The 12,077-nt window shown below is 62.6% G+C and carries 9 protein-coding genes; 3 read left to right on the top strand and 6 right to left on the bottom strand.

The features are described 5' to 3' along the window. Positions 1-21: 21 nt before the first annotated feature. The 6 genes from ACK3SD_RS20270 to ACK3SD_RS20245 form a co-directional block, all read right to left on the bottom strand. Entirely contained in the window at positions 22-1,179 is a 1,158-nt protein-coding gene (locus ACK3SD_RS20270; RefSeq protein ID WP_481127905.1) for a pyridoxal phosphate-dependent aminotransferase, read from the bottom strand. Positions 1,180-1,197: 18 nt separating this feature from the next. Beyond that, the gene (locus ACK3SD_RS20265) at positions 1,198-2,010 is read right to left on the bottom strand and encodes an SDR family oxidoreductase (protein ID WP_481127904.1); all 813 of its coding nucleotides are present in this window, start codon (positions 2,008-2,010) and stop codon (positions 1,198-1,200) included. Continuing rightward, entirely contained in the window at positions 2,007-3,695 is a 1,689-nt protein-coding gene (locus ACK3SD_RS20260; protein WP_481127903.1) for a hydantoinase B/oxoprolinase family protein, read from the bottom strand. The genes ACK3SD_RS20265 and ACK3SD_RS20260 overlap by 4 nt, the downstream gene beginning before the upstream one ends. After that, entirely contained in the window at positions 3,695-5,782 is a 2,088-nt protein-coding gene (locus ACK3SD_RS20255) for a hydantoinase/oxoprolinase family protein (protein ID WP_481127902.1), read from the bottom strand. Before ACK3SD_RS20255 ends, ACK3SD_RS20260 begins: the two co-directional genes overlap by 1 nt. Before the next feature lie 39 nt (positions 5,783-5,821). After that, a complete protein-coding gene (locus ACK3SD_RS20250; RefSeq protein WP_481127901.1) occupies positions 5,822-7,162 on the bottom strand; it encodes an MFS transporter in 1,341 nt (446 codons plus the stop codon). A 62-nt stretch (positions 7,163-7,224) separates the two neighbouring features. Beyond that, positions 7,225-7,857 carry an RraA family protein gene (locus tag ACK3SD_RS20245; protein WP_481127900.1) on the bottom strand — a complete coding sequence of 211 codons (633 nt, stop codon included), beginning with the start codon at positions 7,855-7,857 and terminating at the stop codon, positions 7,225-7,227. Between the two features lie 598 nt (positions 7,858-8,455). On the opposite strand from ACK3SD_RS20245, the gene ACK3SD_RS20240 reads away from it, so the two are divergent. From ACK3SD_RS20240 to ACK3SD_RS20230, 3 genes are all read left to right on the top strand, one after another. Beyond that, on the top strand, positions 8,456-9,223 hold the full coding sequence (locus ACK3SD_RS20240) for an SDR family oxidoreductase (protein ID WP_481127899.1): 768 nt from the start codon (positions 8,456-8,458) through the stop codon (positions 9,221-9,223). 31 nt (positions 9,224-9,254) lie between these two features. Continuing rightward, the gene (gene idnD / locus ACK3SD_RS20235; RefSeq protein WP_481127898.1) at positions 9,255-10,295 is read left to right on the top strand and encodes an L-idonate 5-dehydrogenase; all 1,041 of its coding nucleotides are present in this window, start codon (positions 9,255-9,257) and stop codon (positions 10,293-10,295) included. Positions 10,296-10,441: 146 nt separating this feature from the next. After that, positions 10,442-12,073 (top strand): TIGR04028 family ABC transporter substrate-binding protein, encoded by a 1,632-nt coding sequence (locus tag ACK3SD_RS20230; RefSeq protein WP_481127897.1) that lies wholly within the window; start codon positions 10,442-10,444, stop codon positions 12,071-12,073. Positions 12,074-12,077 lie beyond the last annotated feature (4 nt).

The following is a 12,077-nucleotide window of genomic DNA, read 5'->3' as shown; positions in this document are numbered from 1 at the left end:
TCCTGTTATTGCCCGCTATGCCTAGCGGATCCCCGCCAATCCGCGTCGGAGACGTTTAAGCCCTTCAGCAATCGCTTCTGTGCTGGCCGCGTAAGAGAGCCGGAGGTGCCCCTCGCCCGCCGCGCCGAACTCACTGCCCGGCCTGACGGCGATACCCTGCTCACGCAGCAGCGCTACTATATCAATAGCCGGGATCGGCAGCGAATAGGCCGGGAAGCAGTAGAACGCGCCCTCCGGCTCATTCAGGCTCAGCTCCGGGATGGCGGCCAGCCCCTCTATCATCAGGGCGCGGCGCTCGCGGTAGATCGCAAACATGCGGCGCACATCGTCGCGGCACTCCAGCAGCGCCACTCGCGCGGCGCGCTGCACCGCGGTGTTGACCGAGCCGTTCACCGTATTATGCACCCGCGCCGCCGCCGCAATCATCTCGGCTGGGCCAAAGAGGTAGCCGACGCGCCAGCCGGTCATGGCATAACTTTTTGAGAAGGTTTGGCAGTAGAGCGTGCGCCCGGCAAACTCCGGCACCTGCAACACCGAGGTGAAGGGGCGGTCAGTGAACACCAGATCGCTGTAGGCCTCGTCGGCAATCACCAGCGTGTCGTGCTGGCAGGCCAGCTTGCCCAGCGCCTCAATCTCCTCACGGCTGTGGACGATGCCGGTTGGGTTGCCGGGGTTGCAGAAGACAAACAGTCTCGCCCCCTCCAGGCAGGTCTCCAGCCGCGCCAAATCCCAGTGCAGGTCAGGCTTGCAGGGCATAGGGATGCAGATCCCGCCCGCCATGTTGACCAGATCGGCATACAGCGAGTAGGTGGGATCAGGGATCACCACCCGGTCGCCGGGGTTGACCATTGAGAGGATGGCCGCCGCCAGCCCGGCGGTGCCGCCGTGGGTCACCAGCACCTCGCCGGTGGCAACCGGGTTGCCGCTGTGGGCGCTGATGTCATCGGCCAGCGCCTGACAAAGCGCCTTGTCGCCGAGCAGGGGGGCGTAGTGGGTGAAACCCTGCCGTAACGCCTCGGCGGCGGCCTGCACGATGCGCGGCGGCGTGTCAAAATCGGGTTCGCCCATCGCCAGTGAGACCATATCCTGGCTGGAGGCGGGCTGCTGCACGCGCAGGGAGGTGCGCTCAACGCGCAGCACGGCCTCGGCGGCGCGGAAGGGGGTGGTCAGTGTTGGCATAAAAACCTCGTCATCCAATCATTTAAGCAGGGAGTCACGTTCAGCAAGGCACTCTGGCGGCGCGTTTTTCCAGCGGCCCGCCTCGAGATCGCCCGAGATGTCGCGCAGGGTGGTGGGCGCGATGCGTAGCTCCTCCACCACCGAGCGGGCGGGCAGGGAGGCGCAGAGCAGAATCGCCTCGGCCACGTCTTCCGGCTGCACCATCTGTTCACGCACTGCCTCGGCGGGCGGGTTGGCGCGGTTGTCCATGATCGGGGTATTGACCTCGCCCGGCAGGATGGTGGTGGCGCGCAGCCCCTCATTGCGGAAGGTGTTGTGCAGGTAGGCCATGAAGTTACGCACCCCGGCCTTGGCGGCCCCGTAGGCCGCGCCGCCGAGCAGGTTGGGGCGCAACGCCGCCAGTGAGGAGACGGTGATGATGGTGCCGTCCCGGCGGGCCAGCATGTCTGGCAGCACCGCCTGGCTGAGCAGGAAAACCGCTTTCAGGTTCACGTCCTGCACCTGCTCCCACTCGGCCTCCTCGATCCAGCGGGCGTTCAGGGTCTTGCTGGCGCTGCCAGCATTGTTGACCAGAATGTCCACCGGCCCGAGCTGTTCACGCACCCAGCCCACCAGCGCCGTCACCTCCTGCTTGCGCTCGATGTGCGCGGCATAGGCCCACGCCTGCCCGCCCCGTTCTGTGATCGCGCTGGCGGCCTCCTCCAATGGCATCGGGCGGCGGCCCACCAGCACCACCCGCGCGCCGCGCTGGGCGAACATGATGGCGGCGCTTTTGCCAATGCCACTGCCCGCACCGGTCACGACGACCACTTTCCCCTGTAAATTGCTCATGGCTTGCTCCCTGTCAGTGAGTGGGCGTCGATGCCGTAGTCACGCATCGCCCCCTCTTCGGTGATATACCCCTCCTGCAAATCAAACAGGATGGCCTGTGGGTCACGCTCGCTGGCTGGCATTTTGCCGCCGCCACCCGGCATCTGGATGGTGATCTCATCCCCCGGCCGCACATCATGGCGGCCGACCGGTTTCTCCAGCGGCTGATTGTTGATGGCGACGTAGTTGGGCGAACCCGCCGCCGCGCCCAGCACGCCCTGCGCCGGGTGTTTCTGGCGTGAGTAGAACATGCTGTGGGAGAGCGTGAAGCGGCTGGTGTTGCGTATCACCATGCGTTGTGCCACGCCGCCGCGGTAGCGCCCGGCGCCGCCGGAGTCGGGCACGATGGTCTTCTCCAGGAACAGCAGCGGCGTGGCGCTCTCAATCAACTCCACCGGCGTGGAGGACATGTTGCCAGGGAAGCCGGTCACGATGCCGTCCGCCGTCGGGCGCGCGCCAGTGCCGCCATTCACGCACAGGCTCTCGACAAACCGGCGGCCATCATCAAACTGCCCGGCGAAGACGTCACAGGTGACGGGCGCGCTGCCGGAGTGGCCCATCACGCGCTCCGGCAGGATGTCAGCGAGCGCGCTGAAGATGGCGGCGTGCGCCATGTGGCCGACCCGGTTGCGCATCTCGACTGCGCAGGGCGGGCGGGCATTGGCGATCGAGCCTTCCGGTGCGGTGACGGTAATCGACTTGAAGCAGCCCTCATTGTTCGGCAGGTGCGGCTCCAGCAGGCACTTCAACGGGTAGACGCTGTAGGCGTAGGTAAAGGACATCGGGCAGTTGCTGCCAAACAGCGACTCCGCCGAGGAGCCGGTGTAATCGATCACGATGTCACTGCCGCTGACAATCACCGCCACATTCAGGTGGATGTCGCCCTCGTAGTCACCGATGTCCACCGCCGCCTCGTAGCGGCCATCCGGCACCGCCTCGATCGCCTTGCGCATGGCGTTCTCTGTCAGGGCATGGATCTTCTCGGCCAGCGGCGTCACGGACGCCAGCCCCAAGTCATCCATCAGGCCCAGCAGCCCCTGCGCGCCAATCTGGTTGGCGGCCAGCATCGCGTGCAGGTCACCCTCCACCTGATCCGGCGAGCGCACATTGGCCAAAAAGAGATCCAGCAGCTGCTGGTTCAGCTCGCCGCCCATTGCCAGCTTGCTAGGTGGGATCAGGAACCCCTCCTCAAACATGTCGCGGGAGGAGCCCATATTCAGCGAGCCGCCGATGTCGGACATATGGGCGGCCGAGCCAGTGAAGGCCACCAGCTGCCCATCGCGGAATACCGGCGTGACTACGGTAACGTCGTTGAGGTGGCCGGTGCCGAGCCAGGGATCGTTGGTGATCAGGCTGTCGCCGGGTTTCAGCGTGTCAGCCGGGAACTTTGCCAGCAGGTGGCGCACCGTCGCTGGCAGGGTGCCGATAAAGACCGGCACGCTGGTTTTCGGCTGCGCCAGCGAGTTGCCCTCGGCATCCATCAGCAGGCAGGAGTAGTCACCCACCTCGCGGATGATGCTGGAGAAAGCCATGTTGACCAGCGTGGCGGCCGCCTCTTCCGAGATGCTGACCAGCCGGTCCCAGGTGATGCGCAGGCTGATGGGATCGTCAAGGAAGCGCAGGTTGTCAGGGGTAGAAGGGGTCATCAGTTCAGCTCCATCAGGATATTGCCTTGTTCATCCAAAACCGCCGAGGCGCCCGGCCCAATGTAGATGGCGCACTCTTTCTCTTGCAGCAGGGCGGGGCCATGCAGGCGGCTGCCAACGACGAAGAGGCTACGCGGCACCACCAGACAGTCACTGAAGCCCTGTTCACGGCCAAGGTAGACCTTCAGCGTTTTCGCCCGGGCGTCCGGCTCGGCCTCAACCGGGTGGTCGCGGGTGTTCAGCTTGGGCGGCGTGGTCTGCACGCGGCCACGCCAGTTCACCACCTCTACTCGCTGCCCTGGCAGGGTGCGGCCAAAGCGCGCCAAGTGGGCACGTTCAAAGGCGGCCACCAGCGAGGCCACCTCGCCCTGCACCAAAAACTCGGCGGGCAGGGCGACGGTTAGCTCGGAACCCTGGCCGACGTAGCGCACATCAGCCAGCCGTTGCAGCGTGGCGGTGGCCGGATCGACATGGGCGGCGGAGAGGGTGGTGAACGCCTCATCAAAGCCCTCGGCAAACACCGCCTCCACGCGGCGGATATCCACGTTGGCATCGAGCAGGTAGCAGTCGCGGCGCACAAAGTCAGCGCTGGGCGGGGCGGTCAGCAGCCCAAAGGCGGAGTAGACGCCAGCCCCGTTCGGGAAGTAGACGCGTTTGACATCCAGTTGCTTCGCCAGTGACCACGCATGGCTGGGGCCAGCGCCGCCGAAGGCCAGCATGGTCATCTGGGAGGGGCTGACATTCTTCTCCACGGCGTGGGTGCGCAGCGCCTCGGACATCTTGCTGTTCGCCACCTCATGGATGCCCCACGCCGCCTCCTCAACCGAGAGATGCAGCGGATCGGCCACGCGCTGGATGGCCCGGCGCGCCGCCTCAACGTCAAGCGTCATGCGGCCGCCCAAAAAGGCGTCCGGGTCGAGCAGCCCGAGCACCAGATTGGCGTCCGTAACGGTGGGCTGGTCGCCGCCGCGGCCATAGCAGGCTGGCCCCGGCCAGGCGCTGGCGCTCTCCGGCCCAATCTCCAGCAGGCCAAGGGAATCCACGCGGGCGATGCTGCCGCCACCGGCGCCAATCTCAATCATGTCCACCACTGGCAGTTTCACCGGCAGGCCGCTGCCCTTGAGCAGGCGATCGGCGCGGCCCACCTCATAATCGGTGGTGACGGAGGGTTCGCCGTGGCGCACCACACAGGCCTTGGCGGTGGTGCCACCCATGTCGAAGGCCAACACCTGGCCAATCGCATTGCGGCGCGCGAAGGCGGCGGTGGCGACAATGCCGCCAGCCGGGCCAGACTCAATGATGCGGGTTGGGTAGTCCGCGGCCACCTGCGGGGCCATCAGGCCGCCGTTGGAACCCATTACCAGCCAGTCACAGGTAAAGCCGCCCTCACGCAGCTTGCTCTCCAGCCGCGCCATGTAGCGGCGCGCCTTGGGTTTCACAAAGGCGTTCATCGCCGTCAGCACGCCACGGTCATACTCACGGATCTCGCGGGAGACTTTATGGGAGACGGAAACCGACACGCCCGGCAGCTCGCGCGCCAGAATGGATTCAATGCGCATCTCATGCTCCGGCCAGGCGTAGGCGTGCATACAGAGCACCGCGACAGATTCATAGCCCTCTTCACGCAGCGTAGCCGCCAGTTGTGTCACCTCCGCCTCATCCAGCGGCGTGACAACGTCACCACGCGCCGTGACGCGCTCCGTGATCTCATAGGCCTGTGAGCGTGGCAGCAGCGGCTGGGCCGGTGCGCCATTCAGGTCATAGATGTCGTAGCGGTACTCACGCCCCAGCACCAGCACGTCGCGGAAACCGCGCGTCACCACCAGTGCGGTTTTCGCCCCACGGCGCTCTAGCAGGGCATTGATTGCCAGCGTGGTGCCGTGGGTGATGGTGCAGATATCACTTGCCTGTAGCCCGGCCATCGCCACCAGTTGGGTCAGCCCGGTATAGGCCCCCTCTGACGGATCCTCCGGCGTGGTCAGGGTTTTGTGGCGCAGCGCCTCGCCCGTCTCATCATTCAGCAGCACCAGATCGGTAAAGGTGCCGCCAATATCAAACCCCATGCGCCAGGGTGATGTGTTTTTCATAATGACCTCGAATACAGTTCAGATTGCTTTGGCCTGCCGTTACTCATCACGGAGCGGCTTGCCGACAGTTTCTTTGAGCACGAAGGCGCTGATCAGCGTGATGCCAGCGGTCAGCATCACCATATAGCTGGGGATGGCGGCGATGCCGGTCAGCCCGATAAGCCAGGTCATCAGCAGCGGCGCGGAGCCGCCGAAGATCACCGTAGAGAGGTTGAAGCCAATGCTGTAGGCGCTGTAGCGGACGTTGGTCGGGAACATCTCGGCCAGCGTAGTCTGGATCACCCCGGCGTGACCAGCGAAGGCCAGCGCCAGTAGGATGGCGGCCATGCAGGCCAGTGGCATCATGCCCAGCGTCAGTAGCCAGAAGCAGGGCCATGCCAACACGCCCATCATCAGCGCCGAGGCGATCAGCAGCGGACGGCGGCCAAGGCGGTCAGAGAGCCAGGCCATCAGCGGGATGGCCGCCACGATGGTCACCAGCCCGGATGCGGTGACCATCAGGCTCTGGATCTGCGAGAAGTGCATCACCTTGTTGAGGTAGGTGGGCATATAGACAAACAGGATGTAGTAACCCGGCCCATTGACGGCGGGCAGCGTAATCGCCAGTGCAATCGCCTTCAGGTGGCGGCGGGAGGTCAGCACCGCGCGGATCGGGTTGCGCACCACCCGCTGGCTGGATTTCACCAGCTGGAAGTGGGGGGTGTCCTCAATGCGGGTGCGGATGTAGACGCCCACCAGCGCCATCGGGATTGCCAGCAGGAACGGGATACGCCATCCCCAGCTGTTCATCGCCTCGGTGCCCAGCACACTCATCAGCACCGTAATCAGCAGACTGCCAAACAGCAGCGCGATGAAGGAACCCATCACCAGCGGCGACATCACCACCGCGCGCCGGTGATCCTCCGCATACTCGGCGACAAACGAACCCGCGCCAGAAACCTCACCGCCAGCGGAGAAGCCCTGCACAATGCGCAGCAGGATCAGCAGCACCGGTGCCATCCACCCCAGGGTGGCAAAGCCCGGCAGCAGGCCAATGGCGGCGGTGGCAAGCGAGATCATTAGCAACAGCACCGCCAGCAGCTTCTGGCGGCCCATCTTGTCACCCAGATAACCGCAAATGATGCCGCCGAAGGGGCGCACCACAAAGCTGACGGTAAAGCCGAGGTAGGTGAGCATCAGGCCCGAATCGGTAAGGCTCATGTCACTGGCGGAGAAGACCAGCACCAGCGAACTGACCAGCAGGCCATAGATGCCGTAGTCATACCACTCCACAAAGGAGCCGACGCCGCCAGCCAGCGAGGCGCGGCGCACCGCATTGCTTTTGTGGGCGCGATCTTTCGGCAGCGCGTAATCGATGGATGCCGCGTGTGATTTCGTCATGTGATTGCCCTGGAATAGAGTGGAAACCGGCCGGGAGGGTATCGCCCGGCGCGAATAAAGCCTCAGCGGTACTGTTTGGTGACCTCTGCGGTCATCTCCGCCTCACGTTTTGCCACCTCTTTCACCTTTTGCAGCACCTCTTCCGCGCGCCGCAGGGGAATGATGATGAGGCCATCGTCATCACCGACCACGATGTCGCCTGCACAGCAGACCACGCCGCCGATGGAAACCGGCTCGCCAATCACGCCGGGGCCATTTTTGTAGGGGCCAGCGGGCGACACGCCCCGGCAGTAGGTGGGGAAGCCGGTGGACTCGATCACCTGGCGATCACGCACCGCCCCGTCAATCACCTGCGCGACGGCCCCGGCATGTTGGAAGCGTTGCGTCAGTTGCTCCCCCACCAAGGCCCGATCGGTGTGGCCCATGCCATTCACCATAATCACGTCATCCGGCTTAATATAGTCAAGTGCCTTGATGACAGCGGCATTATCACCTGCCGTGACTTGTATGGGGAGTGCAAAGCCGACGAAATGCATACTTTGATTAATCGGCGTAATGCCAGAGTCACACATATTGAGACGTTCCATCGCGTCACCAATATTAGCCACCGGGAAGGCGGCGAAGGCGTCTAGCCATTTATTGTCGGGGCGGGAAGTGGCTTCCAAAATACGTACATCAGCGGTTTCAAGAGACATCGCAAGACCCTTTAAATTTGAAAATACGTTATCAAGTGAGAATCTTTTATCACTTGGATTGGGCGTTTATCAATCACTTTTTTCCGGGCTTGTGAAGCATTTGTGATGGAGATCGAGATTGGTAACATTCATGCAACTCGAATGACGTATCATTACAATACATTGTTTTTTAATGCTTTTATCGGGGTGTCTCACGGGTTTTTCGGCCCATTCAACGCAACGGCAGGAAGCATTCGCCTGCCCGGCGGCCTTCATAGGGCTTTCTTATGCCTCTTTCACCAAAAAAGTGCATCCCAATAAATAAACGGGGAATATATGCCAGGTAATGGTGCAGTAATCCTATTTCACCCTACGCTTTGAATTGCCATTGTAAAAATCACGGGCAAACTCAATCACCCAGGGTGCACGATATTGGGTTGTCAGTCAGAAGAAAAGCTTCTGCCGCCCGTGAAAAAATAAATCGTTATTTCCATGTCTCTCTTGTCAATTAATCTGGTAACTTTGTGATCCATGCTCCACTCTTTTTATGAGTGGATTGCCGAAGGGAAATATCTGCCGTAGAACCTCACTCACTTATTTTTATCGATTGGGAGATGCAATGAATACGCTGTTCGATTTATCTGGCAAAACTGCGCTTATTACCGGCTCAACCCGTGGCCTTGGCTTTGCCTATGCGATGGGGCTGGCGGAGGCCGGTGCCAGCGTCATTCTCAATGGCACCCGTCAGGCGCATATGGATACCGCACTGGCGTATTTGCAGGAGCGCGGTATCAAGGCGCGGGGCTTTTTATTCGACGTCGCCAAGGAGGAGGAGATTGAACAGGTGTTCAGCCAGCTCGACAGCGAAGGCGTGCAGGTAGACATCGTGATCAACAACGCTGGCATCCAGTTTCGCCAGCCGATGCTGGATCTGGCCCTGAGCGACTGGCAGCGAGTGATTGACACCAACCTCACCAGCGCCTTTTTGGTGGCGCGGGCGGCGGCGCGGCGGATGGTGGCCCGCAACAGCGGCGGCAAGATTATCAACATCGGCTCGCTAACCAGCGAGGCCGCGCGCGCCACGGTAGCCCCCTATACGGCGGCCAAGGGCGGCATCAAGCTGCTCACCAAGTCGATGGCGGCCGAGTGGGCGCAATACAATATCCAGTCCAATGGCATTGGGCCGGGCTATATCCTGACGGATATGAACGAGGCGCTGGTCAATGACACTGCCTTCAATGCCTGGGTATGCAGCAGCAACCCCTCGGGGCGCTGGGGCAACCCGCAGGAGCTGGTGGGCACCGCCATCTATTTGGCCTCTGACGCCTCCGCCTATGTGAATGGCCAGATGATCTACGTCGATGGCGGCTGGCTGGCCACGCTGTAAGCCCTTATTTCCCTTTCAAGCAGGAGCCAGTATGCAGCAGAAGCAGGTCAATGCCGTGGTTATCACACAGGCGCATGAAGTGCGTTGCCAGCCACATGAAGTGGTCTGGGAAGCGGATCAGGTTCTGGTCAAGGTCGAACGCGGAGGGATCTGCGGATCGGACATCCACTATTTTCTGCATGGCCGCGCTGGCATGTCGGTGCTGAAAGCGCCGATGGTGCTGGGCCATGAGCTGATTGGCCGGGTGGAGCAGGCCCCGGCAGAGAGCGGCCTGCACGCCGGGCAGCCGGTGGCGATCAACCCATCGCAGCCCTGCCGCCGGTGCACGTTCTGCCTTGAGGGCAAACCCAACCTGTGCCGCGCCATGCGCTTTATGGGCAGCGCCCAGTTCTTCCCCCATGTGAACGGCGGTTTTGCCGAATATGTGGCGGTGCCGCCTGAACAGTGCGTGCCCTACGATCCGCAGGCGGACGCGCGCGTGATGGCCTTTGCCGAGCCACTGGCGGTCTGCATCCACGCCATCCGGCAGGCGGGCGATCTGGTGGGCAAAAAGGTGCTGGTCACCGGTGCCGGCCCCATCGGCTGTCTGGTGATTGCTGCGGCGCTGGCCGCCGGTGCCGCCCATATCACCGCCACCGATCTGAGTGAGCGATGCCGGGCGCTGGCGCTGGAGATGGGTGCCCACGCGGTCGCCGATCCGCGTGATGAGGCGCTTACCGCCGAGTGGACAGAAAATGGCGGGGTATTTGACGCCAGCTTCGAGGCGTCAGGGGCACCGGCGGCGATTGCGGCGCTGGTGGCCTATACGCGCCCCGGCGGCACCCTAATCCAACTCGGCATGGGCGCGCCCGAGATCAATTATCCGGTCGGCAGCCTGCTGGTGAAGGAGCTGGCACTGAAAGGCTCATTCCGCTTCAACGGTGAGTTTGAAACCGCCGTGCGCTGGCTGGAGTCAGCCCGCATCAACCCCTTGCCGCTGCTGAGTGCCGAAATGCCGATGCAGGAGGCGGCCGAGGCATTGGCGCTGGCCGCAGACAAGGGAAGGGCGGCCAAGGTACAGCTGACGTTCTGACGGCCATGCTGGCGCAGTGGGCGGGCGTCGTGCCCACTGCGCCGGGCATTTGTGATTTTTAGCTAACCTATGCGCAATTCGTTAGTTCACCTCACTCCCCCCGCATTCGATGATGAAATCCATTAATCAAAAGGGAATTCATCACCATGACGCCATTTCGTTTTTCGCCACTGCCCGCCGCGCTGGCCTTTGCCCTGCTTGCCGCCAGTATACCGGTTCACGCTGCGAACCAGCCGGTGAAGGGCGGAACGCTGATCTACCTCGAACAGCAGGCACACACCAACCTCTATCCGCCAGCAGGTGGCTTCTACCCCAATGGCGGCATCCTCAACCAAATCACGGACAAACTGACCTGGCAGAATCCGAAAACGCTGGCGGTGGAGCCGTGGATTGCCGAGAGCTGGAGCAGCAACGCGGACAACACTGTCTACACCTTCCACCTGCGCCCCGGTGTCACCTTCTCTGACGGCACGCCGCTGGATGCCAATGCGGTCGCCAAAAACTTCGACACCTACGGGCTGGGCAACAAGGCACAGCGCCTGCCGGTCTCCGAGGTGATCAATAACTATGACCACAGCGAAGTGGTTGATCCGCTGACCGTGAAGTTCTATTTCAAGAAGCCGTCACCCGGCTTCCTGCAAGGCACCGCCACCATTGGCTCCGGGCTGGTTTCGCTAAGCACATTGGCGCGCAACTTTGACCAGCTGGGCGATGCCCGCCACATCATCGGCTCCGGCCCGTTTGTGGTCAGCGATGAAAAGCTGGGGCGTGAGGTGGATCTGGTGGCACGCAAAGAGTATCGCTGGGGGCCAAAAGGCTTGGCACAGCAGGGGCCAGCCAACCTGGATGGCATCAAGGTGCTGGTCACGCCAGAGGACAGCGTGCGCATCGGCGCGTTGCTGGCGGGGCAGGCGGACATCATCCGTCAGGTACAGGCCTACGATGAGAAGCAGGCCAAGGATCAGCAGTTCCCGATCTACGCCGCCCCGACCCGTGGCGTCAATGACAGCATCAGCTTCCGTCCGGATAACCCGCTGGTCAGCGATCTGCGGGTGCGGCAGGCGCTGCTGCATGCCACCAACGCCGCGCAGGTGGTGGAGACACTCTTCTCGGAGAACTATCCGCAGGCCAAATCCGTGATTGCCGCCAGCGCGGCGGGATATGTCGATCTCTCTGACAAGCTGAAATATGACCCGGAGCAGGCGAAAAAGCTGCTGGATGAGGCGGGCTGGACGCCCGGCGCGCAGGGTATCCGTGAGAAGGGGGGCGAGCGTCTGGCGCTGACGGTCTATGAATCATTGCCGCAGCCGCAAAACCGTGAGGTGCTGCAACTGGTGGCGCAGCAGTGGCGTCAGGTGGGCGTGGCGCTGACCGTCAAGGCGGGCGATGCGGGCAGCCGTACCCTCGATAACCTCGACCCGCTGAAGACACCGCTCACCGTCTCTGAAGTGGGGCGGGCCGACCCGGATGTGGTGAAAAGCATGTTTTATCCTGCCAACCGTGACGCGTTGCTGCAAAAGGGCGGCTCCAGCGACAAGGTGAAGTCGTTCCGCGACGATGCGCTGAATGCCTTGCTGGTGAACATCTCCGCCGAGGTCGATCCGCAGAAGCGGCTGCAACTGACTGGCGAGGCGCAGCGCTACCTGCTGGATAACGCCTATGTCATCCCGATCTTCGAAGAGCCGCAGGTGTTCGCTGGTGCGCCCTGGCTGAAGGGCGTCAGCTTTGAGGCGGTGGGGCGTCCTTCGTTCTACGGCGCCTGGCTGGAAAAACATTAAGGCG

The sequence above is a fragment of the Chimaeribacter sp. YP20170169 genome (genome assembly GCF_056739715.1).
Note: the sequence above shows the minus strand (reverse complement) of the source record. Positions and strands in the feature narration are given on the sequence as shown.